A 25,708-nucleotide genomic window follows, 5' to 3' on the forward strand; every position below is an offset into this window, starting at 1 on the left:
GATGTATCTTTGCTTGCCGCCTGGACAGAAGGGCCCAGACGGCTCATACTTGAAGATGTGGTATTCGTAGATATGTTCGAACAGTGAGATTCGTTGACCTCTTTGCCGGCTGCGGTGGTCTGTCCCTTGGTGTCCACCGAGCCGGCGGTACCCTTCACTTTGCTGTAGAAAAATCTGATATGGCAGCGAGGACGTTCTTCCATAACAACGTCGCCAGCACGAGATCGGCTAGCGAATGGACACGCTACCTGCGCCTGCCGATTGCCGCTCAGGCCGATAGAGGCGTTGTCGTCAGTCCGATTGCAGATGTTCTCGCGGACCTCGACGTTATGGAGGCTGCAACAGCAAAGCACCTCGATCTTGTGGTCGGCGGGCCGCCCTGCCAAGGGTTTTCAATGGCGGGTCGCCGCGACAAGGACGATGTCAGAAATAGGTTGGCTTGGGAATTTCTTGCGTTCGTAGAACAGACGTCACCCAAGATGGTGGTCATTGAGAACGTTGTGGGCATGAGTCGAAGCTTCACTGAGGGCGAGGACTCATCTTTTCATCAACTACGTCGAGCCCTCGAGCTCAATGAGCGAGGTCGGCACCGGTATGCCGTCCAGGCGGTCCTTGTAAACGCCATGCATTTCGGTGCTCCTCAGCATCGCCCCAGACTGATGCTGATAGCTCTCCGAAGTGATATAGCAGAGGTTCTCGCGGTGAAGGTGACTCAGACCATTTGGAAATCGGAATTCATGGACGAGATTGATATGCACCTCATTCCGGATCTCGCGCCCGTTCCCACCGTGAGAAGGTCAGAAAGGATGCTCCTTCGTGACGCGATAGCTGATCTTGATTCCTGGCCGGCTCAGCCCACGACAAGAAACCAAAGTTACCTTCTGAAGCTCCGTGAGTTTGAAGAATCGGTAATCAAAAGGGACGAGCAACTTTGGCGACAAAATCACAATAAAAGGCGACACTCAAGCCGTGTTGTGCAGCGTTTTTCCCTGTACCGCCTGTTGCTTGAGAGCGGCATAGACCAGCGTCTCTTATCGGTAATGGGCCAACTCGACGAAGATTCGGCACTGCGATACGCGCTTTATGAGCTAGGCGCGATTAGGTTCCCTGTCGAAATACAGATGGATAGTTCAGGAAATTCCAAGCAGATTGAAACTGTGGAAGAACTCGCGGCTCTTTCTTGGACACTAAGGACAAAGAAGCACAGCCAAAAGGTCTTGCGGGCTGACGAGCCGTCGAGGACAGTCGTTACACTTCCTGATGACTACGGGCATCCGATCCATCCAAGAACTTTCACTGTTCGAGAGCTAGCCCGCTTTCAGGGGTTCCCGGACAACTTTGAATTCATGGGGCGAGAGACGACCGGCGCTGAGCGACGTCGGATTGAGGTCCCGCAGTACACACAGGTCGGCAATGCTGTCTCGCCTTGGCAGTCCTTTGCTGTTGCTGTGCGTCTTAGTAGGATCCTGGAACGATACGAACTCGCGAGAGCGGGTACCCGGGGCTGGGCAAATTTCGAGTCGATGTTCGGCGAGGCGGCGCTCCAAGACCAGCCGGTAGCCTAACCAGGCACTCGCGTGACGGACGAGGACGGGAGGTCCGCATACGGCTTTTGTGTGGCAGGTGAGTTATCTGTACCTTCACGGGCAGTACGTGCCGGTTGATAGAATTCTTCGGTGGCAGACTTCATGACTCCGGCGGATCGAAGTGCCCATATGGCCAAAATTCGGTCGATCGACACCAAGCCCGAGTTGTGGCTCCGACGCGCACTGCACGCTGCGGGCTACCGGTATCGTGTTCATGTCCGAGACCTACCCGGGCGCCCCGACATCGTATTCTCTCGACGAAGAAAAGTGATCTTTGTCAACGGCTGTTTCTGGCACGGACATACGTGCGATGTCGGTAGTCGTTTGCCAAAATCAAACACCGATTTCTGGGAGGAAAAGCGACGACGGAATCAGGCGCGCGACGGCCGGCAGCGCGCCAAGCTCGTCGAAATGAACTGGGAATATCTCGACGTTTGGGAGTGCCAGACTGGCGAAGGCGGAACAGCTTTTACTGCCGCACGAGAATTTCTTGAGAACATATAACTGGAATAGGGCTGCAGACAGTACAGCTTCCTCTTCCTTTACCGGCTCTTCGTGGTTGATGGTGAAACAGGTGCCGTGTCTTGAAAGCTGAAGGGCTCGGAGTGGGCCTTAGGATCGCCATCTGCATTCCACTCCTGCGTGGAATCTAAGTATCGCGTACGTTCTGTGCCTATGAAAACGCTTTATGAACCACGTTGGTACAACATGCCCGCCGTCGTGCTAGCGTCTCGTGCCCGACACAATGCACAATCGGTGATTTGCCTTACGCTAACAACGAATTTACCTTCGGGGTCGATTCCGAATCCGGGACCGGGCTCATCCGTTGCCCAAGCATCGGAACTCTAGGTACTGGTGTTACTGCCCGTATTACGTATAGGTGCTGGGCAGTACTTGATGGGTGAAACTGACGTCAGCCTCACCTATAAGCCGAAGTCCTTGTGATCGATGTTTTATGTGGGCCGACTGCCCGAGAACATATTCTAGGAGCCACCACGCGGTGCCAAGCGCGCCCTTTTGGGCTTCCCTTACAGCCTTGATACATGTACGGACCTGCCCCGAAGACAGGACCTCGTTCGTGTGAAGCAGGCTTAGTCCCACCACGTCTCCCCGTTGCAATATCTCGTCAACCACTCGATTGTCCACCTGACAGCCCGCGGTCAACAGAATGTGAATTGCCCATGCTGAGGCATCTGAACGACCGTACACCGCAGCTCTTGCCGCTAAGTCGTTCAATTCCGACTCATAAGGGACTGCACCCTTGCTGCTGAACGAAAACACTTGATTGAGTAGGGGCATTAGCCCTGGGCGATGAAAAGACAAGTTTAATATAAGGCGCGCCAAAACATCATTAGTATCCGCGTCCTGCTGTTCGGGGGCCAGAGCTTTTATTGCATATTTGAGAACGCTTCCCCCAACTTCTTCTGAGGCTAAACCTATTGCGAGGTCCAAATAAGCCCGGAGCTCGTTTTTACTAGATATTTCTTTTGGTCGAGCTAGGACTAATTGAGATAGCCATCTTGGTCGCGAAACCTTCGGCAACATTTCAATTGAAGTCTTTGCCCCATTTATTTGTAGCTCAAACTCACGCAGCAGGGCCGACAGGTCATCGATAAAACGTTGACCCTCATCATAGCTGTCCGCATAAAACGTGTAGTCGTCAATAACTCGATGAAAGTCGCCGAAACCCCGTTTTGATAATTCGCGGTCTACCGGATGGAGTAAGATTTCTGCTCCTACACTTGAGGTCCCAGGTCCAATCGGAAGACCGTTTGTTTGATTCCTTTGACAGTTTCTATAGCTTGCATCTAAGTCGTTATACCAAGTCTTTTGGGCCATTGTCGTCTTCGCCTCAGGCTTGCCAATCAGCGCCCAAGGAATGGCATGGGTGTAGATGCTGGGAAAGAAGTTCTTTATATCGGTCTTAACGACAAATTTTCGGCCGAAGCGTTCAGCAGCTTCTGCGGAAAAATCTGTAGAACGCGGGTCGGTGTAGCCCATGGAAAAGAGCCGACCATCTGTACGTAACATCGGCCTGAGTGCGCTGTGGGGATTGGTGCCGACGTGCTTTATCTTGTCCCAGTGCTCCCTAATCGTCTGAACTAACTTGGCGTAAGCGGTGGGGTGTGGAATACCCGCAGTGCGGACGCTTAGGTCGAATCGAGTGAGCCCATAGTTCATACACTCGTAGGGCTTTTTGGTTTGGGCGTCTGCTGCCGCAACTTCGGCCAGCAGTTCAACCCCAAATCCCTCAGTATTTATAGAAGGAGGCATCTCGGACTCGTCTGCGGCGTGACTTGGAAAGTAGTTGCGACTCAGCAGCGACTCGGCAATTGCCTCGGAGGTCAACTCGAGGACATTGTCTTCGTCCTCGCTGCTCAAAGTCATTCGTCTCCTTCAAGGTACTTGCTCAATCCCAGACTAGGCGGTCTGCAGAGCTTGCTCTCCGCCAACGCGCCCGCGTCTCATGAATCAGTGGGGAATGCCCTGAATGGTGCGTCTAGGCGGGATGTCCGTGACCGCCTTCAAGTGTTCACGGCAGGGCATCGACCTCCCCGAGTTCACCGGAGCCCGCAGTACATCGAGGGACCAGCGACACGCACGGCTGACGCTGGCTGGCACGCTCCTTCCACCGGAATTTCGTCACAATCACCGCCAATGGCACTGACTCGGGACACGACATGCCCGCAGACTAGTTCAGTGACGGCGGACGGGAGTGGCCGCTTCTTTTCCGAGCACTGTTGTCCAGGGGCTGGCGGCCCACGACGTCACGACGCCATTGATGACATAGGGATCGGCGACTGCAAAAGCTTTCGCGGCTTCCAATGGGTTTTCGCCGGTGAAGATCAGCAAGCCCTTGAAGGGACCTTCGCCAACAGCGCCACCCAGCAGAAGCTCGCCGCGTTCGACTGCCTCCCACCCCGCTTTGAGGTGGTCTGAGCGGTACTTTTCGCGGGTCTCAAGGTAGTTGTCCTCGTACGTGTACTCGAGCACGGCATTCATGCATGGCTCCAAGTTCAGGGGCTTCGTTCGTCGCAGAAGTAGCCTACCCAGCGGGACTTAGCCCGAAACGGAAGCCACCTCAACCTGTACCCCCGCGTCACGGAACTTCTGCACCTGCTCCGGGTCGGCGCCGTCGTCCGTCACCAGGGTCCAGGGCAGTGCCAGCCGGGCCCACGCGTGGAAGGGCCGAAGCCCGAGCTTGGAGGAGTCGGCCAGGACGTAGACTTCCCGGCCCGGTCGGGCCATGAGCTCTTTGAGCCGGGTTTGGGCGTGGTCGGCTTCGCAGATGCCGTCCTCGGCGGTGACGGCGTCGGCGCCCAGGAACACCCGGTCGAAGCTCATCCGCTCCAGCGCTGCCTCGGCCAGCGGGCCCACAAAACTCTGCGAAACGCTACGCAGCCGGCCGCCCAGGCAGTCCACCTCGATGCCCTCGGAGTCTGCGAGTTCCTGCATGGTGTTGATGCCCGGCGTGGTCACGGACAGCTTTTCAAACCCGCGCAGTTCGTGGGCCAGGGCACCGACGGTGGAGCCCGCGTCGAGCAGGACGTTTTCCCCGGGCCGGATCACGGACGCCGCCCAGCGGGCGATGGCGTGCTTCTGTTCGAACGCCTCGCCGGTGCGCTGCCGCAGCGACGCCTCCGGGTGCGCGCCCAGAGCATGGCCCCGCCGTAGGTGCGGGCCAGCCGGCCCTGCCCGTTCAGCAGTGCCAGGTCCCGCCGGATGGTAGACGCCGTCACCTCGAACCGGGCCGAGAGTTCCTCCACGGACGCAAGGCCGGTGTCACGGCAAGGTGGTAGATCTCCTCGCGCCGTGCGTTTGCGCTCAGCATTCCCGGTCTCCTTCCCGTGGCAGTGGTACCCATGCTAGTTCCGGCCCCTGGAAACCTGTGCTGCTACACGGCGACGGCCGGCCGGTGGCCATCTCCGCCGCCTGGTGCAGCGCCTCCACCATGGACCGCGAATCCGCGATCGCCTTGCCCGCGATGTCGAAGGCGGTGCCGTGGTCCACGGACGTGCGGATCACCGGCAGGCCCACCGTGATGTTCACGCCGGCCTCAATGCCCAGCACCTTCACCGGGCCGTGCCCCTGGTCGTGGTACATGGCCACCACCAGGTCGTAATCGCCCCGGCCGGCCAGGAAGAACAGCGTGTCCGCGGGCAGCGGGCCCACCGCGTTGATCCCGGCTGCCTGCGCCGCTTTCACGCCCGGCTCGATCTTCTCCGCTTCCTCGCCCTGGCCGAACAACCCGTTCTCGCCCGCGTGCGGGTTGATGGCGCACACGTCGATCTTCGGGTTGGGGATGCCTGCCCGGACCAGCGCCTCGTGGCCGCGGCGGATGGTGCGCTCCACCAGGTCCGGGTTGATCTTGCGGATGGCGTCCACCAGGCCGATGTGTGTGGTCACGTGGATCACGCGGATCTTGGGGGTGGAGAGCATCATGGACACTTCCTCTGTGCCCGTCAGGTGCGCCAGCAGCTCGGTGTGCCCGGGGAAGATGTGCCCGGCGGCGTGCAGCGCCTCCTTGTTCAGCGGTGCCGTGCAGATGGCCTGCACCTTCCCGGCCATCGCCAGCTCGCTGGCCACTCGGATGTACTCGTACGCGGCGTGCCCGGCCACGGGGGAGAGCTGCCCCCACGGCAGGTCCTCCGGTAGCAGCGCCAGGTCGATCACGTTCACCCGGCCCGGCGTGAACACCGCGTCCTCCACGTCCTTGATGCTCTGGATGTCCGCCTCGATGCCCAGAACGTCGGCGGCCTGGGGCAGGCGCAGCACGTCGCCGATCACCACCGGCCGGCACTCGGCGTTGCTCTGCGGATCCAGCACGGCGGCCACCACCACCTCCGGCCCCACCCCGGCGCCGTCGCCCACGGTCGCGGCCACGTAGGGGAGGGCGTTCTGCTCAGTCTTGCTTGCTTCGGTTGTCATGAGTACTCCAGATTGTTCGGAAGTCTTGCGGGAAGGGTGTTGGCCGGGCCGTTTCACCACCGGTAAGGATTAGGTCAGCTGGTGTTGCTTTCGCTGCCTCGGCTGCGAACGTGGACAGGGCATGCACTATTCTGGCTAATCCGGACGGGTCCACTTTTGAAGCGGCAAGTGTGATGGCTACGCGGTGGCCTGCCTTCAAACCGTCTATAACCTGGGCCAGTTGGGAAGCATAGGCCCCGACGGCACCGGCGTATTGCGGGTGCAGCCGGACCACGGTGAAACCTTGGGCTTCCAGTTGGGCCAGCTGCGCCTGCGCGGTTCTGGATGCGGAGTGGCGACGGCGAAGCACCGGCCTCGCGCTCTCCGGCGTTTCCGCGGCGGTTGCGTCAGCCGGTGCCCCGGGTTGCGCATTTCGCGCAAGTTCTTCAGCCAAACGCTGCGCGAGCACGTCCGCCGTTCCGCCGCCGCGGCCACCACCAACCGGACCTCCTGCGGCTCGACGCTACTTGGTTGGCCCCAGATACTTTCTGGCCGTTGCCACCTTCATGTACATCCGCAGATTGCTCCTGCCGGTGGCAGCAAAGCCGTGGCGTCCATACCACTCGAGCAGTCCGGCGTTGTCTGCATCGACCACAATGATTTGGCCGCCGCCTATCTCTGAGGCACGGATGATCGTCTCCAGGGCTGCCCGCAGCAACTGCGAGCCCCACTGATTTGAGTGATCGCCGCGCTTGGTACGGTCGAGTGCCAGCTTGGCCAAGAACCAGCCCGGTGCCCTGCGGAGCACTTTCGGCTGGAGTGGCTTCGGCATGTCATCGCGGATTACCAGGGTGGGGCAGATTGCGAAGTACCCCATAACTTGCGCCTGAGTGCCAGGCGCTTCCTCCAGAAGCAGGCAGACCATGCTCGCCCCGGCCTCGACCGACTGCAGGGCATGGTCCGTCAGCCACTGGTTGTAGGCCGGTTCGCCGCAGTCAAAAGCCCCCAAATCCTACCAGGGGGTGAGCCTGGCGATGCGGAGCGAGGATTCGCCAGTCACCCGATCAGTCGAGGAAGTTTGGCCAGTGCCGCAAGTTCCTCGGACTCGTCCGGGGTATCGAGGGAAGCCATCATCACGTCGAAGACCTCCGGGGCCATCAGCGTCATGTCCGCCCGCGAGACAACCTTCTGGGCAGCCTGCCGTGCGGCGTCGGCCACGAACGCGGATTTGGTCACGTGGAGCAATTCGGCCGCCTCCGTGATCGAAGCGTCAGTGCTCTCGTCCGTGCGCAACTCAAGCCGGCGTGATTTTGGATTAGGCATAGGAACCTCCAGAAACAACTGTATGGCGCTTGTACGGTCGCTGTTAGAGGTTCACATAGCGCCGATGCGTCAAACGGGTTTCTGTGGAGCGTCACTTCTCGGCTTGGCGCGCTGACCCGAGTTCAATTACTGCAGGCTGCCAGGAACGACAGGTACCGTGCATCCCCGCGTCCCACCAGCCGGCCCAGTGCTTCCACTGCTTCGAAGTCCGCAGCACCCATATCCGTGGACAACCAGTGCACCAACAACCCAGCATCCCCGCTGGCCCTCACCGCCGCTCCAACAGCTAAGTCCAGCTGGTCCCGCAGCAGCTGCACCGCCAGGACGCCGGACCGGCTGAGCAGGGGAGCAGTGTAGGCCTCCAGTGCCTCGGCCACCCGCCTGTCCCGCAGCAGCCGCAGCACCCGCCCCGAATCCGAACATCCGGCCAGCCCGGCAGCCAGCCGGTACGGGTTCGACTCCACCGCATCTTCCAGCATCGACCGGACCCGGAACATCTCCGTTCGGATCGCCTGCGGCGTCCCGGCGTCACCGTGCAGCTCATACGCCAGCTCCTCGGCGCTCCAGCCCTGCGACCGCGAGTCCAGCAGCGCCAGGATCTCCGCCCGGCGCAGCGTCAGCGGCACCCGGCTCCCGTCGGCAAACACCGCGGAAGGCTTGTCGCCCAGCAGCTCCAGCCGCTCCACCCCAACACCAGACCGGCGGACAGCCTGCCGGGACGCGCGCACGGAAGAAGAGGCACGCGCGGAGGCGCCGCCGTCGGACGTTCCCAGCAGCGACTCCGCCACGCGGACCGCGCACCGCACCATCCGCAGCGTGTCCGCGCTGATGGTGTCCAGCGGCCCGGAAACGTCCAGCACGCCCAGCAGCCGGCCGGTGGCCGGGTCCGTGATAGGCGCCGCCGTGCAGGCCCAGTCGTGGTGGGTGCGGACCAGGTGCTCGGCGGAGAACAGCTGCACCGGCCCGCCGGTGACCAGCGCCTCGCTGATGGCGTTGGTGCCGATGCCCGCTTCGGACCAGTCGGCACCCTCGGAGAATTCCAGCCGGTCCGCCCGGCGCAGCGCCTCCCGGCTGCCCACCCGCCACAGGATCTCGCCGGTGGCGTCGGTGAGCACCAGCAGGTGCCGGCCAGCACTGGAATCGTCTGCCAGCAGGTCCTGCAGTGCCGGCATCACCTGCTGCAGCCGGTGCTCACGCCGCAGCTGCAGCACCTCGGACGGATCATGCAGGTGCCGCGGGCTGTGCTGGTCCGGGCTGATGCCCAGCGCCATGGACCGGCGCCACGACTCCGCCAGCGGCACGGGGATCTCCGGACGGGGGACACCGGCGATGACCAGCTCGTGCGCGCGGCGCAGGGCACGCGCGTACTTCGCCGGGTCCGAGAACCTCAGGCCGTAGTCCACCGTCTCCTCCTCACCGCCGGCGTCCTTGCCGGCAGTGCCCGTGTAACGCGCTTGTTACCCCCGCCGCGTTCCAATAGTGATGCAGCTCACGGCCGCCCCAGCATACCGCAGGGACCCCGGCGGGATGGGGCCGCCTGGACCACCTGAGGACCGCACACAAAGGAGTGGAGATGACCGAAACACCCACCGCCGCCGCCAACGCCTGGCTGGCCAGCCTGGACGGCGCGCTGCAGCGGCGCGACGTGGACGCCGCACTGGACCTCTTCGAGGACGAAAGCTACTGGCGCGACTTCGTGGCGTTCACCTGGAACCTGAAAACCCTGGAAGGCAAGGCGGACATCCGCCGGATGCTGGAAGCCACGCTGGACCACGTGCAGCCCGCCAACTGGGCGCTCGCGGAGGACGCCACCGGCAGCGCGGGCCCGGACGGGACCGTTGAAGCCTGGATCACTTTCGAGACCGGCGCCGCCCGCGGCTACGGCCACCTCCGGCTGCGGAACGGCAAATGCTGGACGCTGCTCACCACCATGCAGGAGTTGAAGGGCTTCGAGGAGAAGAAGGGCGCGCGCCGCGAGCAGGGCGTGGCGCACGAAATCGTCCGCGGCCGCCGCTCCTGGAAGGAACTCAAGGAGGAACAGGAGGCGGGGCTCGGCTACGAGGAGCAGCCCTACTGCGTGATCATCGGCGGCGGGCAGGGCGGCATCGGCCTCGCGGCCCGGCTGCGGCGGCTGGGCGTGCCCACCATTGTGATCGAGAAGAACCAGAACCCGGGCGACTCCTGGCGCAACCGCTACAAGTCCCTGCATCTGCACGATCCCGTCTGGTACGACCACCTGCCCTACCTGAAGTTCCCGGACGACTGGCCCGTCTTCGCCGCCAAGGACAAGATCGGCGACTGGCTGGAGTACTACACCCGGATCATGGAGCTGACTTACTGGTCCGGCACCGAGTGCGTGGGCGCGGAGTACGACGACGGCACGCAGGAATGGGCGGTTAAGGTCCTTCGCCATGGGTCACCTGTGACGCTGCGGCCCAAGCAGCTGGTCTTCGCCCTGGGTGTCTCCGGCTACCCGAACATCCCCGCGTTCGACGGCGCGCAGTCCTTCCTGGGGGAGCAGCGGCACTCCTCCCAGCACCCCGGCGGCGGCGACTGGACCGGGAAAAAGGCTGTGGTGATCGGCTCCAACAACTCCGCGCACGATATCTGCGCGGACCTCTGGGAGCACGGCGCCGACGTCACGATGGTGCAGCGCTCCTCCACGCACATCGCCCGCAGCGAATCGCTCATGGACCTGGCGCTGGGGGACCTGTACTCGGAGAAGGCGCTGGCCAACGGCGTCACCACTGAGAAGGCTGACCTGCTGTTCGCGTCCCTGCCGTACCGGATCCTGCCCGAGGCGCAGGTGCCCGTGTACCAGGAGATGGCCAAGCGGGACGCGGAGTTCTACTCCCAGCTGGAGGCCGCCGGGTTCGAGCTGGACTTCGGCGTGGACGGGTCCGGGCTGTTCGTGAAGTACCTGCGGCGCGGCTCCGGCTACTACATCGACGTGGGCGCCTCCCAGCTGATCATCGACGGCCGGGTGAAGCTGAAGAACGGGCAGGTTTCCAAGATCACCGGCAACGCCGTGGTGATGGACGACGGCACCGAGCTGGAAGCCGACCTGATTGTCTACGCCACCGGGTACGGGTCCATGAACGGCTGGCTGGCGGACCTGGTCTCTCCCGAAATCGCGGACAAAGTAGGAAAATGCTGGGGATACGGCTCGGACACACCGAAGGACCCTGGTCCCTGGGAGGGGGAGCTGCGCAACATGTGGAAACCAACCAACGTCCCCAACCTCTGGATCCACGGCGGCAACCTGCACCAGAGCCGGCACTACTCCTCCTACCTGGCCCTGCAGCTCAAGGCCCGGATGGAGGGGCTGGAGACGCCGGTGTACGAACTGCAGCCCAGCCACCACACCCGCTGAAAGGAAGAGCCCATCATGAAGGCAGCCCGTTTCCACGGCCGCGAGGACGTCCGGATCGAGGACATCCCGGAACCAGAGCTCCGCGCCGGGGCGGTGAAGATCGACGTCGCCTGGTGCGGCATCTGCGGCAGCGACCTGCACGAGTACCTCGAGGGCCTATCTTCGTCCCCGCCCCGGGCCACCCGCACCCGCTCTCCCACCAGGATGCGCCCATCACCATGGGGCACGAATTCTCCGGCACCGTCTCTGAGGTCGGCGACGGCGTGGAGGGGCTCGCGGTGGGGGACAGCGTCGTCGTCGAACCCTACTTTGTGGACGGGACCTGCGACATGTGCCGGGCGGGCAGCTACCACCTCTGCCGGCAGATGGGCTTCATCGGGCTCTCCGGCGGCGGGGGAGGCCTGAGCGAGAAGATCGTGGTGGACCGGCAGTGGGTGCACCCCATCGGCGACATCCCCCTCGATGAGGCCGCCCTGATCGAGCCGCTGTCCGTCGCGCACCACGCGGTGGCGCGCAGCGGCGTGAAGGCCGGTGACACGGCGCTGGTGGGCGGGTCCGGGCCCATCGGCCTGCTGACCGCGGCCGTCCTGAAGGGCCTGGGCGTGACCACGATCGTCAGCGAGTTGAGCCAGGCCCGCAAGGAGAAGGCCACGTCCAGCGGGGTGGCGGACCATGTGCTGGACCCCAGCCGGGAGGACGTCCCGGCGCGCGTGCTGGAGCTGACGAACGGGACCGGGGCCGACGTCGCGTTCGAATGCGCCGGCGTGAACGCGGTGCTGGACACCATGCTCGACGCCGTCCGGCCCGGGGGAGTGGTGGTGAACGTGGCCATCTGGGGTGCGCCGGCCACCGTGGACATGCAGAAGCTGGTGCTCAAGGAGATCGACCTGCGCGGCACCATCGCCTACGTCCGCGACCACCCCGCGGTGATCAGGATGGTGCAGGAGGGCACGGTGGACCTCAAGCCGTTCATCACCGGCCGGATCGCGCTGGAGGACCTGGTGGAGCAGGGCTTCGACACCCTGATCAACCACAAGGACACGGCGGTGAAGGTGCTGGTGCACCCGTAGGGGTGCGACGACGGCGGGAGGCAAGTCCCGCCGTCGTCGTTCCAGCCCTTCCTGCTGGCCCGGCAACGGAATCCGGCGCCCCTGGCCGGGTTGCACCTGGCGCACGCCGCGACCGCAGAACGGTCATAGGCCGCGCAGGAAAGCCAGGCCGCTGGCAGCCAGCTCATCCTGGCTGGGGGCCAGCGGCCGCCAGATGGAGGCCGCAACGGCAATCGCCGCATTGTCCCCGGTGAAACTTTCAATGTTCAGCGGCCCGCTGTAGCCCACCTCATCCAGGGCATGCAGGAACGCTTCCCAGTCAGTCTGGTCCCCGCCGGGGGCGCCGCGGTCGTTCCCGGACACCTGCACGTGAACCACGTGTTCGCCGGCCGCCCGGACCGCCGCGGCCAGCGAACGCTCTTCGATGTGCAGGTGGTAGCTGTCCAGGGCCAGGCCCACGCCGTTGCCAAGCAACGGCCCCAGCGCCTCGAGCGCCTGGTCCACCGTGTTGATCAGCGACGTTTCATACCGGTTCAGCGGTTCGATGCCCAGCACCACGCCCGCTTCAACAGCCCGGGCCGCCACCGGTTCCAGGTTGTGGCGCAGTTCGGCGTAGGCCTCCCGCCGCTGTTCAGGCGACATCCGCCAGACCCGGCCCGTCTGGGCGTAGAAGGGACCGCACACAGTGGGCGAACCGATACTGCCCGCCATGCTGATGCAGTCCAGAAGGTAGGCCTGCGTCCTTTCCACGGACGCCGGGGCAGTGGACACGAGGTCCCGCCCCGGGGCCATGGCACCGACAAGAAACGGTCTCAGCCCCGTGGACTCGAGGGCTTCGCGCACCGCGGCGGAAGTGAAGTCGCCGTCGTTCTCCAACGGCAGTTCGACGGCGTCAAACCCCAACGCAGCGATCCTTGCCAGGAGTCCGCCCAGGTTGGCATCGGTCAGGGGAGACTCCCAGACCCAGGTGCTGATCCCGATGGAACGCTTCACGCCGCTCCCTCCCAAGCCACCTGCAGCGCAGGGTTACGGTATTTGCCGCTGCTGCCAGACCTCCGGGTAGCCGGGAAGGTCTTCTCCGCCGAACTTGGCGTAGTGACCGCCGGGCATTCCCTGGTTGCGCTCCAGCCAGGAGTCCAGTTCGTCCGCGAGGATGGGTTCCTGCGGAAGAATCCATTCGGCCGGAATCTGCTCACCCTTGAAGATCTTCTCCAGGGCCAGCAGCGGGGTCCGCCACTGGAAGTTGGAGTAGACAGGGGCCATGGCATCGATGCCGGTTTCCTTCCACTTGGTCAGGAAGCTCATCTCATCCTCGCCGGTCATCACCGGAAGGTCCTTGCCGGCATCCTCGAAAGCCTCGAGGGCAGCCACCGCACCGTCGCCGGCGTCCATCCACACGCCCTGGACGTCGCCGGTGGCCAGTTCATCGGAGATGATCTTCTTGATCTCGGTAGGGTCCGCTCCGGTGAAGTAGTCCGTGGCCTCGATGCCCTTCTCCTCAAAGATCTTCTCTGCCGCCGCCCAGCGGTGTTCCAGCACGTCCACGCCGGGAAGGATGCGGAGGGCCACCACCTTGTCACCGGACTGCAGCCTCTCGGTGAGGAACGTGGCAGTGTCGATGCCCCAGGCAAAGCCGCCGATCGGATGAATGAACGTGGTGGCGCAGTCCGTTTCCACCCCGCGGTCAAACACCACTACCGGCTTGCCGGTCTCGCACGCACGTTCCACGGCCTGGGTCAGGGCCGCCGTCGAGTTGGGCGAGATAACGAACGCATCGCAGTTTCCCTCGTCGATGAAGTAGTCAATGTCCGCGATCTGTGTGTTGTCGTTGTCCTTGGCATCCCGGGTCTCCATCTCGGAAATGACCCCCGAGTCCTGCAGGACCTTGAGCTGCTGGTTCATGGTGATCCAGCCGGTCTGGCGCCACGGGTTCGAGATGGAGGCGTTGGCGAAGCAGACCTTCTTTGGTCCGGATGAGGCGAACTTCGCGGTGTCCGTCATGTCCCCGGCAATGTACTGCAGGTAGGGCTGTTCCGCGTCCCCTTCGAAGGTCGCCGAGCGTTGCTCAAACTGGTCATCGTACAGCTCCTGGTCAAACCAGTCCTGGCTGGCCGGACTGGTTGCTGCGGGCGAGCCGTCGCCCGGATCCGTCGTTTCGGTAACCGACGGATCCGTGGTGGTGCAGGCTGTCAGCACCACCAGCGGCAACGCCGCCCCAAATGCGATCGTGCGGAGAGGGTGTTTGCGCATCAGAATCGATTTCCTCCTTGTTCGGTGCCCTCGTGGGGCATGGGTGCTGCACTTAGCCGGTGCCGTTCTTCATGGGCAGCGGAAGTGGCTCCCTTGCGTTTGCGCTGCCATGACTTGGACGCTGCTGCCACAGCGATGATGATGATGACCCCCTGGACCGTGTCCCGCCAGGTGGCCTGGACACCCATGAAGTTCAGGAGGGTAAACAGCGCCTCGAGGGCGAACGCGCCCGCCGCCGCGGACAGGACCCAGCCGCGTCCGCCTCCCAGCACCACGCCACCGAGGACGACGGCGGTAATCGCCGTGAACTCGTAACCCCGTCCCACCGACGGATGGACCCCCGCATAGCCCACGAGCAGGATGCCGGCCACCGTGGCCGACAGCGACGAAATGATGAACGCCCGCGTCCGCACCCACCAGACTTGGGAACCGGACAGTTCCGCAGCCCGTGGATTGTCGCCGACGGCGATGAGCATGCGGCCAAAGGGGCGGCGCATTACGACGACCGCCAGGATGGCCACCGCCGTCAGGATGATGACCGGGTACGGAATGATGTCCAGGACCGGGACATCCTGTATCCCGCCGCGCCCGATCTGGCGGAAGCTATCCGCCGGGTTCCCCTGGGCAGCGCCGCCGGTCCAGTAGAGGACCAGTCCGAGCAGGGCCAGCATCATGCCCAGCGTCACAATGAAGCTGGGCACCTTCAGCAGCGTTGTGATCAGTCCGTTCACCAGCCCGATGAAGGCACCGAGCACAAACATGAGGACCAGGACCGGTATCACCCTGGAATCGTCCTGCCGGATGAGGTTGCCGGCGACGATGACCTGCATGGTCACCACCGATCCCATCGACAGGTCGAATTCGCCGCCGACAATCACGAAGTACTGGCCGACGGCGGCGATGGCGATCGGGGCTGTCCTGCCGATGAACCTAATGAAGGAGCCCGGCTCCCCGAAGGAGGGATTCAGTGCGATGATGGCGGCCAGGAGACCGATCAACAGGATAAAAACGGCGCCGCCCGGAGTGCGCACGGCCCGCAGGAGCCGTTCGGAACGGCTGGCACGGTTCTGCCGGAGGACTGTGCTGCGCCCGGAGGGGAGTGCCGTGCTCATGGCCGCTCCGCGGATACAGCCTGCGCGGCAGGCGCTTCATTGGAGTCCTTCGAGCTGAACCGCTCCGGTCTGTTCACGATCCTGCGCCGGGCATACACGGCGACGGCGACCACAATCACCACGCCCCTGACCACGTCCTTGAGGAAGGGGTTGATCTGCATGACGGACATGATGTTGTCCAGCATGGCGAAAATGAGGACGCCGCCGAGGGTGCCGGTGATGCTCCCTTTGCCGCCGGCCAGCAGGGTGCCGCCGAGGACCACCGCGGCGATGGAGAGCAGGTCGTAGCCGCCCTGGGACCCTACCGTCGGGCTGCCCACGCCCAGCCGGCTGGCGAGGAGCAGCCCCGCCATTCCTGCCAGCACCGAGCAGATCACATGAGCCGTGATGACCGGCACATCGACGCGGATTCCGGAGGTCCGGGCGACGGAAATGTCGCCGCCGACGGCGTAGAGGTGGTGGCCCATCCGGGTGCGGTGGAGCAGCAGCATGGCCAGGCCCGCGCAGGCCAGCATAATGATGGTCGAGATGGGAACAGGCCCCAGGCCGGTGGCCCCGATCAGCCGGAACGAGAGCGGGGTCTGTCCAAAGCTGCCCTTGAAATTTGTGGCGAGGTAGCCGCTGATGATCAGGCCCATGCCCAGGGTGGCGATGAACCCGTGCACATTGAGCCGGGCCACGATCAGCCCGTTCGCCAGGCCGATGACCGCCGCGGCACCCAGCGTGAGCAGCACGCCGGGCAGGACGTTGCCCGGGTTGTTGGCCATCACCCCGGCGGCAATCAGGCTGGCCAGGCTGGTGACATAGGGAACCGAGAGGTCCAGGCTGCCGGCCAGGATGACCAGCGTCTGTCCGATCGCGATGAAACCCAGGACGCTCGTTCCGGTCAGGATGCTGGAGATGTTGCCCTGGCTGAAGAAATTCCGTCCCACCGTGCCGACCAGCACCGAGCCAACGATCAGCGTCAGCAGCGCCACCAGGTAGACGATCTGTGTGGAGGACAGGCGCTCGATTAGGCTGGCCCGTTGTTTCATGTTCCTCCTCCAGGTGCGGTCCTGGCGCCGGTTCCCAGCTGCAGGATGGCTTCCTCGGATGTGCCGGCCGGAAGCTCGCCGGCGAGACGCCCGTCGCGCATGACCAGGATCCGGTCGGACATGCCGATGACCTCAGGCAATTCGCTGGAGACCATCAGGATGGCTTTGCCTTCGGCCGCCAGCTGGCGCATCAGCCGGTAGACGGCCACTTTGGCTCCCACGTCTATGCCGCGGGTAGGTTCATCCAGCAGGACCAGCCGGGGGCTGATGGCCAGCCACTTGGCGAGGACCACTTTCTGCTGGTTCCCGCCGGAGAGGTATTGCACTTCCTGGTCCAGGTCCCGGGCCACAACCTCCAGGGAGGAAAACACGCCGGGTATCTCGGTCCGGACAGCTTTTGTGCGGCGCGGGAAGACCGATCTGATGACGGTCAGCGCGTTATTGAGGATGGACTGGTTGAGGCTCAGGCCCTCGGCCTTGCGGTCTTCCGTGATGAGGGCCATGCGCGCCCGGACCCCCTCCCGCGGCGACTTGGGCAGGACGTCCCGGCCCTCCACCTTCATGGTGCCGCGGGTAAAGGGGGCGGCGCCAAAAATGGCGTGCAGCAGTTCAGTCCGGCCGGAGCCTTGGAGGCCTGCCACACCCACGATCTCACCCGGCTGAACGCTGAAGCTGATCCCGTCCAGCTGGCCGTTTCCGGCGCGCCCCACTTCGAGGATCGGCTGTGCCGGGCTGCCCGCAGCGGCGTCGCTGTCAGTCCGGGGGAGTTTGTCCGGGAAGAAGGATGAAATAGGCCGGCCCACCATCAGCCGGACCAGCCTTGTATCGTCGAGTTCCGAGGCGGGGCCGGTGCTGACCACGCGGCCGTCCTTCAGGACGGTGATGACGTCGCACAGATCGAAGAGCTCCCGAAGCCGGTGGGAGACATACAGGATTGCCGTTCCACGTTCCCGGAGGCGGGCCACAATCTGGTAGAGGAGCTCAACTTCGGCACCGGCCAATGCAGCGGTGGGTTCGTCCATGGAGACGATCCGGGCGTCGTAGCTGACAGCCTTCGCAATCTCCACCACCTGCTGCTCCGCGACGGTCAGGCTCCGCACCTGCGCGGTGGGCCGGATCGCGGTGATCCCGAGCGACTCAAGCAGCTCCGCCGTTTTCGCGTTCATCAGCGCCTTGTTCACCAGGACTCCGCGGCGGGGCTCCCGGCCCAGGTAGATGTTCTCGGCCACCGTCCGGTCGGGAAGGAGATTGAACTCCTGGAATACAGACGACAGCCCGGCTTCATGGGCCTTCGTAGGGTGGCTGAAACTGACTTCCCGGTCGTCCAGGAGCACCGTTCCGGCGTCCGGCTGGTAGACCCCCGCGAGAACTTTCATGAGGGTGGATTTCCCGGCACCGTTTTCGCCCACCAGCCCGTGGACCTGGCTCCGGTGAAGGGTGAGGTGGGCGTCTTCCAGAACCGGGATGCCGAAGAAGCTCTTGGTCAGTCCGCGGACTTCCAGCAGGGGCGGTTGGGCCTCGGATCCTTGAGTGAGCCCACCGGGGATTGACGCCGCGCCCGTCCGCCCGTGGTTCTCCATCGATCCGCCCACGCCTAACTGTTACAGGGCGGGTTCTGTTCCGTCAAGGGATAAGCGATTGCTCACTACCAGGCCTACTTGGCTGGGTTTTGTGGATATCGCGCCACGTCAAACAGGGGTGGGGCGGTCAGTGATCTGCGCTGGCCGCCCTGTTCCATCATCGCATCCCGGCTATCCTCCCCTTCCTTCCTTCTGGAGCACAGTTGTAGGGTCGGGGCGTGATAGTCCCCGACATCTCCCAGGACGCCGCGGCGGTGGCGGATCACTACGACGCGCTCGATCCCGTCTATCGCCGGGTGTGGGGGGACCATGTCCATCACGGGCTGTGGGCGACGGGTTCCGAGACGCCGGGCGAGGCGGTCGAGGCGCTGGCGGACACTGTCGGCGACCGGCTGCGCCTTCTCCCCGGCCAGGAGTGCGTGGACATCGGCTGCGGCTATGGGGCCACCGCCCGCCGCCTCGCGGCGGCACGCAGGGTCAGCGTCACGGGCTTCACGCTTTACGCCGAGCAGGCCCGCTACGGCGCCGCTCACCCGCTACCGGACGTGGACATCCGTGTCCGCGACTGGTTGGTCAACGGCCTGGCCGATGCCTCGGTTAATACGGCTTGGGCTATCGAGTCCAGTGAGCACATGGTCGACAAGCCCAGGTTCTTCGCCGAGGCGCACCGCGTGCTTACGCCCGGCGGCCGCCTGGTTGTCTGTGCGTGGCTCACCGGGACTGACGACGGCGGGTGGAAGGTCCGCCACCTGCTGGAGCCTATCTGCCGCGAAGGGCGCCTGCCGTCGATGGGAACGCGCGAGGAGTACGAGGCGATGGCAACGGCAGCGGGCTTTGCGGTCACCGGCTATGAGGACGTCAGCCGCGGCGTTGCCCGCACCTGGTGGATCTGCGCCGGCCGGCTCGTAAACCCATGCTCACCGATCCCGAGATGCGCCGCGTCGCCCTTGGCGCACGCAACCGCGGCGCCGTCCTAAGCATTCCCCGCATGATCCTGGCTTACAGCACCGGCGCGATGCGCTACGGGATTTTTACACTGACCAAGGCCTAGGTGGGCAGCCTTCTATCCGGCGTGCCTGTCCCCAGCTAGACCTTCTTTGAGCCACAGTGTGTCGTCCTCCACCCGGTCCAGTTCATCCGCAGCAAAGTAGGCGTGGCCCGTCAAGAGGCCGGATTTGTCGACTTCCACATAACCGATCCGCAGCAACCTCTCCGCGGTATGGTGGGGCAACTTTGACGCCGCAGCAAAAGCGGCAATCCCGGTGTTGACGAGGCCCCCTGTTTCCGGGTCGGTTTGACCTTCCGCGGTAATGGCCTCCGGATCACCCATTTTCAGGTCCTTGACCTTGCCGACCTTTTTCCCATCGGACGCCATGACGTGCATTCCTTCACGCACCTGTTCGATGACCTCCATGCTCCTCCTTCGGGTCGCAACCAATGGGGTTAAGAGCCAGTGTAGGACTGCCGGTCCGCCAGTAATAGAGGGGAACCGGGCTGCTGCAGGGGCCTATCCTATCCGTGCCAGCAGCGGAATTTTAGGGGTTCCTTCCCCCTATCCAGCCAGTCCGGATGCGCGGAAGATGTCCCTTATGAAAAAGCTCGTGCTGGCCGGCTTTGCCGCCCTTGTCATGGTTACTGGCACCCTCCTGGGCTTCGTTGTTCCGGCCGGTGCCGCGCCCGACCCCACAATCACGGTCGGGCAGATCCTCGTGAAGTTCCGCGACGGCGGGGTGGCCGCGGGCGTGCTGCGACAGCACGGACTCACTGACGGGCCCGTGGTCGGCAGCACCGGGGCACGCGTCATCACCGTACCGGCCGGAAAGGAGCTTCAGCTCATCGAAGCCCTGAGCAGGAACCCGGTGGTTGAATATGCCGAACCGGACTACGTGGTCACGCCTGCCTCAAACGACACCTACTTCAAAGACCAGTACGCATTGCAGAACAATGGGCAACCATTCACCAACACGGCCGGCACCATCGAGATAGCTGCCGGCACGGTGGATGCAGACGTCGACGCCGTCGAAGCGTGGAAGATCACCACCGGCAACGGCATCAAAGTGGCTGTCCTCGATTCCGGTGTCGCCACCGACAACCCCGACATCAATCCAAAGGTCGTTGCACGGGCCAACTTCACCACGTCGAGAAACAACGAGGACAACTACGGCCACGGCACCCACGTTGCCGGCATCGTTGCCGCGATGGCAGATAATGGCATTGGTGTCGCCGGCGTGTGCTCGGGCTGCACCATTCTTGCGGGCAAAGTCCTCAGCGACTCTGGGATGGGGTCCAGCTCAGGCCTCGCGAACGGCATCAACTGGGCGGTCAAGAGTGGCGCGAAGGTCATCAACATGAGCCTCGCCGTGGGGTCGTCAACCACTCTGCAAACTGCGGTCAATAACGCCTGGAATGCGAACGTGGTGCTCGTTGCTGCAGCCGGCAACGGAGGTAGCACCAGCATGATGTATCCGGGGGCCTATGCCAACGTCATTGCTGTGGGGGCAACCGACAACAAGGACCTGAAGGCAACGTTCTCCACTTATGGCCCATGGGTGGATGTCGCAGCGCCAGGGGTCAGCGTCTACTCCACCTTCCCCAACCACAGGTTTGTTATTGCGAGGGAGTACAACCGTTCCCAGGGTTATGACATCGGCAGCGGCACGTCCATGGCTTCGCCGATTGTCGCTGCCACTGTTGCCCTCGCCTGGAGTGTCAACCCAGGCGCGAGCAATTCGGTAGTCCGTGCCAAGGTCGAGTCAAGTACCGACCCCGTTGGCCGCATCGGGACTGACTGGGCACATGGTCGCGTGAACGCAGAGCGCGCCGCGACGTGGCCTTAGGCCCCGGAGCGCTCTGTTACAGTCAGGCTTCATGACGGAACTTCGCCCCGCCACTTCCCGCACCGTCGGCTTCCTCCATACGGCGGAGGTCCACCTGGCAACGTTTGAGGCCCTGGCCCGGGAGCTCCTGCCCTCGGCAGCCACGGTCCACCGTGTGGATCCCGAAGCGCTGGAGCTTGCCCGGCAGGACACGACGGCGGAGAGCGTGCGAGCCGTCGTCGCCGCCCACCTCGCGGCACTCCGCGGCGACGGGTGTGAGGTAGTCCTCTGCACCTGCTCCACCCTTGGCGGGATTGCGGAGGAACTCGCGGCGGACGGCCTGAAGGTCATCCGGATCGACCGGCCGATGCTCCGCCGGGCCGCAACCCTCGGACCGCGGATCGGCGTCCTGGTCACCCTCACCAGCACCGTCGAGCCAACAACCCGCCTCCTTCCCGAGGAGGCTGCGGAAGCCGGCGCCAACATCACGGCCGAAGTCAGCGTCGTGGAAGGTGCCTGGGACGCTTTCCTGGCCGGCGACGCGCAGGCTTATCACGCAAGCATCGCCAAGGCGGCGCGTGCGCTCGCAGGCCGTTGCGACGTCGTCGTCCTCGCCCAGGCCAGCATGGAACCTGCCGCCGCCCTCCTGGCCGGGCTCGAAACACCTGTCCTCACGAGCCCGCGCGCCGCGGTCGAAGCGGTCGCGGCTGTCTTCCGGCCAGCCCCAGTCTGTGAACCCGCATTCGGCCTAACGCACGCGGATGTACCACGGTCAGGGGAGCGGCTGCCGTTCGCCGACGCTCACTAAAGCCACGGACGTGACGTAGTCCCGCCGTCGTCGTTCAAGCCGTTGCTGTTGCCCCGGTGAAGGGATCCGGGCGCGCTTGGCCCGGTTGCACCTGGCGCAGGCGGCGACGAAGTTCTGAACGCTGGTGGATCCGCCTTTGGACCACGGATAGAAGTGGTCGCCGTGCTCGGCGGGGCGGGTGCAGCGGCGGCCGAGCCCGGCCTCCAATTCGCACTGGCCGCCGGCCCGGGCCATGCCCTCGCGGCGCTGCTGGCGGGTGAAGCGCCGCACCGGGTCCCGGCGTCGGATATCCCGGCGGGTGAGGACGGCGGCCACGATGCCCAGCACGACGGCGGCGATGCCGGGCAGTGAAGCCGCAGCGACGACGCCGCTGACCATTTTGGCTAGAACCTCCCCGGCGGTGGAAGGCCCCGTGCCGGCAACAGATGCGGCTTTCGGCATGAGCGCGGTCATCGCGGCGACGGCGAGCCAGACCAACACTGCTGAGTAGGCCAGGCGAAGGCCCTGGCTTGTCCAGTAGATGCGTTTGAGATCCAGCATGAATCGTCCCCCTCGTCCCCGGCCCGGTGAAAACTTCCTGCCCGGACTACGGGGAATCGTACAGTCCGGGCGTCGTTAAGCGGCAGTGGCTGGACCGGCAAAGCCTGTAGGGAACTCGGGTTTTCGCCTCCTATTCCGATGTCCTTCGTGGAAGACTTCGCGTATGGGCATCGAGCAGTGGTGGACAAAACTGCAGCCATCAACGCAGGAATGGCTGGTTGAGAACAACGGCGGCGTGGTGCCGGAAGACGTGGTGGCCGAGATCAGCCGCGCCGGGGGACCGGCCAGCACCGATGCGTGGTGGGCAGGACAGGGCGGGCAACCGGGCCACTATTTCCCGGACGAAGCCATTGATTGGGTCGAGGCGATGGCGAATGATGAGAACCCGGTCTAAGAAGATGCTGCCCGCTGCAGCCATGGGAGGTGGCCTTGAACGGAGTCTTTGGTCTAAGCGGCCCTCACTGGCGCAGGGTCATGGCAGCGCTCGCCAACCGGGAGGCACGTACAGCGTACGCGCAGATTGTGCTCGGTGAAGAGGTACTTCCCGGCGCGAAAGAACAGCGGCGCGCCAAAGCCATCGGGATGCTGCTGGAAGCCGGCCTGGTCGAGTGGTCCGGGAACAAGGGCCTTGAGGCCACGGACGCGGTCTTCCGGGATCTCCTGTCGCAGCACCCGAAGCGCCAGCCGAAGACCGGGGTGGACCGATTCCTGCGGCTTGGCCGGATTGACCGGTACCCGGCCAGCCCTGCGGACCGGCGCGAGCTCCTGGCGTGGGTGGTGGGCCAGGCCATCCGGCCGGGGGAGGACCTCACCGAGCGGCAGGTGAACGAGCGGCTCCTGAACTACACGGACGACGTCGTATTGTTGCGCAGGTATCTCGTCGACTTCGAGCTGCTTGAGAGGACTCCGTCGGGGTCCTCGTACCGGCGGCCAGCCGACGAGCCTGCGTAAAAACCGCATGCGAGAATGACGCCATGACCCACGAACAGCACCACTTCACCGCGCCGCAAGCCACCGCCGACCCCGGGTTCGAAGCCGCCTACCAGGCCGCCCAGAAGAGCCTGGCTGAAGGCGGTATTCCCATCGGAGCAGCGCTCGCCCGGGATGGCATGATCGTGGCCAGCGGGCACAACGAACGGGTCCAAAACGCGGATCCGATAGCGCACGGGGAAATGTCGGCGCTCCGCGCCGCCGGTCGGCAGAAAAGCTACCGGGACACCACGCTCTACACCACCCTGGCCCCGTGTGCCATGTGTGCAGGAACCATCATCCAGTTCAAGATCCCCCGCGTGGTGGTGGGGGAAGCAAGGACGTTCGACGGCGAACTCGAGCTTCTGCGGTCACGCGGGGTTGAGGTGGTGGTCCTGGATGATCAGCGGTGCGTGGACATGATGCGGGGTTTCCAGTCCGCCCACCCGGAACTATGGTCCGAGGATATCGCCGAATAGGGTCACGCCGATGGCATGACGTCCCGCAACCTAACCCCCTTCGGAACCCTTCGGGGCCTGCTGCTGGCTGGTGGTCCACTTGGCGTGCTCCTGGGAGATCAGGCCCTCGATCCTCTCCGCCAGCTGCCGGTGCCGGTCCGCGCCGAGGTAGGGTCCGGCCTTGGCCAGGTAGAGGTAGCGCTCATGCTTGAGCGCCTCCGCGGTGGAGCGGTACGTGATCCAGCGCTCCTGGAACTGGTAGAGGTGCTGGGCGCCTTCCAGGACCACGATGACGGCGGCCAGCGCGCCGGTCGCAAGGGCCGGGCTGCCGATGCCGGCCACCACCGGCAGCGCCGCCGCGACCGCCAGCTCCAGGAGCTTCAGCCACTTGTAGCGCCGCTGGTTGTCCCCGCTCCTGCTGTCGTACCAGGTGATCTGGTCCTCCAGCCGGTCCCACGTGGGATCCGCCGTGGCCGGCGGAGGGACGGCCTTGATCCGCCGCGCCCGCACGGGTCCTTCCTCACCGCGCTCCATCCGCATCCCCTTTGATCGACGCCGGCTATTCGGCCAGGACGAAGAACTCCTGCCACCTGTCAGGGCAGAAGCGTTCCCCGGCCAGCACATAGCAGGGCCAGATTGTCCACGTGCCTGCGCTGTCGATCAGGACCCGGCCCTGGGCGTTGACGGTTTCGCCGGGCTCAAGGACCTTTCCTTCGTTCATGTCCTCGGTATCCCGGTGCTCATCAGCCGGGTCCCGCACCCCCACAAACGTGTATTCCAGCTCCAGTCGCTGGTCCGTGGTGTTCGTTAGCGCATAGCTCACCGTGACGGTGTCACCCACCCGGGGAGTCTCGGGATCGCGCCGGCTTGCCGCCTGCAGCCCCGTCAGGCGCAGCCCGTCCTCGCTGGTCACCGGCGAGGAGTCGATTTCGATTCCGCCCCCTGCCTGGACCGGCGCTCCGCCGCCGGAGTTGGCATCCGGCGACGATCTCGGCTGCAGGTTCGCGAAGAGCAGGACCACCAGCAGGACCGCGACGATGACGGCGGCCGCCCCGCCCAGGATCAGCGCCCGCTTGGGGAGGGGCCGGCGCTGCCTGTCCCCGGGTTGGGGCGTGGCTGGAACCGGCCCGGGCGTTTCCTGGTCCAGGGGAGCGGACGCGGCGCTTACCGCCCCGGCCGCCATCCCGCCGTCGTCCTGGCTTCTCCGAACCTCCGCAAGGGTGGTGTCCAGGACCTTGAACAGCCGGCTGGTATCGAACTCGAAGCGGGCCGGGCTGAACTCGAGGGCCTGCCGGCGCGTTAGCCGTGCCAGGCTGTCCGGCAGCTCATCGGCCCGCGGCATCCGCGCTTTGTCCACTAGGATGGGGATCACCCGGACGTTGCGGGTTAGGGCGGCCTGGACCTCGAGGCGCACAAAGTCGTCAGGGTCGTCGAGCCGGCGCCGGCCGTGCTCATCTGCGATGGTGAGCCACTCATCGCCGATCAGCACGAGCACCACGTCGCAGGAACCGACCGCCCTGGTGATCGCCTCCACGAAGTCGTCGCCCAGCTGGATGGAATCGACGTCCTTGAAGACCTGCCCGCCGCCGTACCGGTCAGCCAGCCGGTCATACAGCCAGCCGGCCGGGTACGCCGTCTCTTCCCGCCGGTAGCTGATGAAGATCCGGCCCGTAGCATTCGGGGGAGAACCAGGCATTGCCCACGCCCTTACGACCGAGCCAGACCCCCGAGGGCATTACACCGCCGGGGGCGTTACTGGGGCGTTACGGCCGTGGGGGGCGTGGCGTTCTTTGCCCACGCAGTCAGCTGATGGCGGTCATGTTGTTCCAGCCGTCGCCGGCGCTGGTGGGCCAGCCGAGGTGGCCGGTGCCGGTGCCGGGGTAGATCAGGAGGGTGCCGTTG

General features: G+C 64.5%; 24 protein-coding genes and 2 pseudogenes. 10 read left to right on the plus strand and 16 right to left on the minus strand.

Annotated elements, in window-relative coordinates; translation table 11 throughout:
* Window positions 1-83: 83 nt before the first annotated feature.
* Both AC5RUO_RS18990 and AC5RUO_RS18995 read left to right on the plus strand, forming a co-directional pair.
* Window positions 84-1,565: a DNA cytosine methyltransferase gene (locus tag AC5RUO_RS18990; protein WP_494104347.1), complete on the plus strand. Its 1,482-nt coding sequence runs from the start codon at window positions 84-86 to the stop codon at window positions 1,563-1,565.
* Window positions 1,566-1,676: 111 nt separating this feature from the next.
* Window positions 1,677-2,090, plus strand: a complete 414-nt coding sequence (locus AC5RUO_RS18995) for a very short patch repair endonuclease (RefSeq protein WP_494104348.1) — start codon at window positions 1,677-1,679, stop codon at window positions 2,088-2,090.
* A gap of 366 nt (window positions 2,091-2,456) precedes the next feature.
* Here AC5RUO_RS18995 and AC5RUO_RS19000 read toward each other — a convergent pair whose 3' ends face one another.
* From AC5RUO_RS19000 to AC5RUO_RS19030, 7 genes and pseudogenes are all read right to left on the minus strand, one after another.
* Window positions 2,457-3,974, minus strand: coding sequence for an RNA-directed DNA polymerase (locus AC5RUO_RS19000; protein ID WP_494104349.1), 1,518 nt, complete (start codon window positions 3,972-3,974; stop codon window positions 2,457-2,459).
* A gap of 309 nt (window positions 3,975-4,283) precedes the next feature.
* Window positions 4,284-4,589 carry a YciI-like protein gene (locus tag AC5RUO_RS19005; RefSeq protein WP_494104350.1) on the minus strand — a complete coding sequence of 102 codons (306 nt, stop codon included), beginning with the start codon at window positions 4,587-4,589 and terminating at the stop codon, window positions 4,284-4,286.
* A 57-nt stretch (window positions 4,590-4,646) separates the two neighbouring features.
* Window positions 4,647-5,418: pseudogene (locus AC5RUO_RS19010) on the minus strand (DeoR/GlpR family DNA-binding transcription regulator).
* On the minus strand, window positions 5,412-6,515 hold the full coding sequence (gene pdxA / locus AC5RUO_RS19015) for a 4-hydroxythreonine-4-phosphate dehydrogenase PdxA (RefSeq protein WP_494104351.1): 1,104 nt from the start codon (window positions 6,513-6,515) through the stop codon (window positions 5,412-5,414). The pseudogene AC5RUO_RS19010 and the gene pdxA overlap by 7 nt, the downstream one beginning before the upstream one ends.
* Window positions 6,516-7,017: 502 nt before the next feature.
* Window positions 7,018-7,503 carry a GNAT family N-acetyltransferase gene (locus tag AC5RUO_RS19020; protein ID WP_494104352.1) on the minus strand — a complete coding sequence of 162 codons (486 nt, stop codon included), beginning with the start codon at window positions 7,501-7,503 and terminating at the stop codon, window positions 7,018-7,020.
* Between the two features lie 47 nt (window positions 7,504-7,550).
* On the minus strand, window positions 7,551-7,817 hold the full coding sequence (locus AC5RUO_RS19025) for a type II toxin-antitoxin system TacA family antitoxin (RefSeq protein ID WP_494104353.1): 267 nt from the start codon (window positions 7,815-7,817) through the stop codon (window positions 7,551-7,553).
* 122 nt (window positions 7,818-7,939) lie between these two features.
* Window positions 7,940-9,220 carry a GAF domain-containing protein gene (locus AC5RUO_RS19030; RefSeq protein ID WP_494104354.1) on the minus strand — a complete coding sequence of 427 codons (1,281 nt, stop codon included), beginning with the start codon at window positions 9,218-9,220 and terminating at the stop codon, window positions 7,940-7,942.
* Between the two features lie 170 nt (window positions 9,221-9,390).
* On the opposite strand from AC5RUO_RS19030, the gene AC5RUO_RS19035 reads away from it, so the two are divergent.
* Both AC5RUO_RS19035 and AC5RUO_RS19040 read left to right on the plus strand, forming a co-directional pair.
* On the plus strand, window positions 9,391-11,190 hold the full coding sequence (locus tag AC5RUO_RS19035) for an NAD(P)-binding domain-containing protein (RefSeq protein WP_494104355.1): 1,800 nt from the start codon (window positions 9,391-9,393) through the stop codon (window positions 11,188-11,190).
* A gap of 15 nt (window positions 11,191-11,205) precedes the next feature.
* Window positions 11,206-12,260 (plus strand): annotated as a pseudogene (locus AC5RUO_RS19040) (2,3-butanediol dehydrogenase).
* Window positions 12,261-12,383: 123 nt separating this feature from the next.
* Here AC5RUO_RS19040 and AC5RUO_RS19045 read toward each other — a convergent pair.
* From AC5RUO_RS19045 to AC5RUO_RS19065, 5 genes are read right to left on the minus strand one after another with little or no spacing between them, the layout of a single operon-like run.
* Window positions 12,384-13,232, minus strand: a complete 849-nt coding sequence (locus tag AC5RUO_RS19045) for a sugar phosphate isomerase/epimerase family protein (RefSeq protein ID WP_494104356.1) — start codon at window positions 13,230-13,232, stop codon at window positions 12,384-12,386.
* 33 nt (window positions 13,233-13,265) lie between these two features.
* The gene (locus tag AC5RUO_RS19050) at window positions 13,266-14,489 is read right to left on the minus strand and encodes a substrate-binding domain-containing protein (RefSeq protein ID WP_494104357.1); all 1,224 of its coding nucleotides are present in this window, start codon (window positions 14,487-14,489) and stop codon (window positions 13,266-13,268) included.
* On the minus strand, window positions 14,489-15,601 hold the full coding sequence (locus tag AC5RUO_RS19055; protein WP_494104358.1) for an ABC transporter permease: 1,113 nt from the start codon (window positions 15,599-15,601) through the stop codon (window positions 14,489-14,491). The genes AC5RUO_RS19050 and AC5RUO_RS19055 overlap by 1 nt, the downstream gene beginning before the upstream one ends.
* The gene (locus AC5RUO_RS19060; RefSeq protein ID WP_494104359.1) at window positions 15,598-16,635 is read right to left on the minus strand and encodes an ABC transporter permease; all 1,038 of its coding nucleotides are present in this window, start codon (window positions 16,633-16,635) and stop codon (window positions 15,598-15,600) included. The genes AC5RUO_RS19055 and AC5RUO_RS19060 overlap by 4 nt, the downstream gene beginning before the upstream one ends.
* On the minus strand, window positions 16,632-18,215 hold the full coding sequence (locus tag AC5RUO_RS19065) for a sugar ABC transporter ATP-binding protein (protein WP_494104360.1): 1,584 nt from the start codon (window positions 18,213-18,215) through the stop codon (window positions 16,632-16,634). Before AC5RUO_RS19065 ends, AC5RUO_RS19060 begins: the two co-directional genes overlap by 4 nt.
* 296 nt (window positions 18,216-18,511) lie before the next feature.
* On the opposite strand from AC5RUO_RS19065, the gene AC5RUO_RS19070 reads away from it, so the two are divergent.
* Complete coding sequence (locus tag AC5RUO_RS19070) at window positions 18,512-19,192, plus strand: SAM-dependent methyltransferase (protein ID WP_494104361.1); 681 nt, start codon at window positions 18,512-18,514, stop codon at window positions 19,190-19,192.
* 86 nt (window positions 19,193-19,278) lie between these two features.
* Here the strand turns inward: AC5RUO_RS19070 and AC5RUO_RS19075 are convergent, their stop codons facing one another.
* Window positions 19,279-19,629 (minus strand): hypothetical protein, encoded by a 351-nt coding sequence (locus AC5RUO_RS19075; protein ID WP_494104362.1) that lies wholly within the window; start codon window positions 19,627-19,629, stop codon window positions 19,279-19,281.
* Between the two features lie 175 nt (window positions 19,630-19,804).
* Between AC5RUO_RS19075 and AC5RUO_RS19080 the strand changes: the two genes are divergently transcribed.
* Window positions 19,805-21,052 (plus strand): S8 family serine peptidase, encoded by a 1,248-nt coding sequence (locus AC5RUO_RS19080; RefSeq protein ID WP_494104363.1) that lies wholly within the window; start codon window positions 19,805-19,807, stop codon window positions 21,050-21,052.
* 31 nt (window positions 21,053-21,083) lie between these two features.
* Entirely contained in the window at window positions 21,084-21,839 is a 756-nt protein-coding gene (locus AC5RUO_RS19085) for a hypothetical protein (RefSeq protein WP_494104364.1), read from the plus strand.
* Here AC5RUO_RS19085 and AC5RUO_RS19090 read toward each other — a convergent pair.
* A complete protein-coding gene (locus AC5RUO_RS19090) occupies window positions 21,804-22,379 on the minus strand; it encodes an HNH endonuclease (protein WP_494104365.1) in 576 nt (191 codons plus the stop codon). The genes AC5RUO_RS19085 and AC5RUO_RS19090 overlap by 36 nt on opposite strands.
* A 163-nt stretch (window positions 22,380-22,542) precedes the next feature.
* Between AC5RUO_RS19090 and AC5RUO_RS19095 the strand changes: the two genes are divergently transcribed.
* The 3 genes from AC5RUO_RS19095 to AC5RUO_RS19105 all read left to right on the plus strand — a co-directional run bounded on the left by AC5RUO_RS19095 (window position 22,543) and on the right by AC5RUO_RS19105 (window position 23,827).
* Complete coding sequence (locus tag AC5RUO_RS19095; protein WP_494104366.1) at window positions 22,543-22,773, plus strand: hypothetical protein; 231 nt, start codon at window positions 22,543-22,545, stop codon at window positions 22,771-22,773.
* An 80-nt stretch (window positions 22,774-22,853) separates the two neighbouring features.
* Window positions 22,854-23,330: a DUF2087 domain-containing protein gene (locus AC5RUO_RS19100; RefSeq protein ID WP_494104367.1), complete on the plus strand. Its 477-nt coding sequence runs from the start codon at window positions 22,854-22,856 to the stop codon at window positions 23,328-23,330.
* A gap of 23 nt (window positions 23,331-23,353) precedes the next feature.
* A complete protein-coding gene (locus AC5RUO_RS19105; RefSeq protein WP_494012006.1) occupies window positions 23,354-23,827 on the plus strand; it encodes a nucleoside deaminase in 474 nt (157 codons plus the stop codon).
* Between the two features lie 30 nt (window positions 23,828-23,857).
* On the opposite strand, the gene AC5RUO_RS19110 is transcribed toward AC5RUO_RS19105, so the two are convergent.
* Complete coding sequence (locus tag AC5RUO_RS19110; RefSeq protein WP_494104368.1) at window positions 23,858-24,340, minus strand: DUF4231 domain-containing protein; 483 nt, start codon at window positions 24,338-24,340, stop codon at window positions 23,858-23,860.
* Between the two features lie 25 nt (window positions 24,341-24,365).
* Complete coding sequence (locus AC5RUO_RS19115) at window positions 24,366-25,502, minus strand: toll/interleukin-1 receptor domain-containing protein (RefSeq protein WP_494104369.1); 1,137 nt, start codon at window positions 25,500-25,502, stop codon at window positions 24,366-24,368.
* Window positions 25,503-25,708: the final 206 nt, after the last annotated feature.

It is taken from the genome of Arthrobacter sp. Y3221087 (assembly GCF_059089905.1).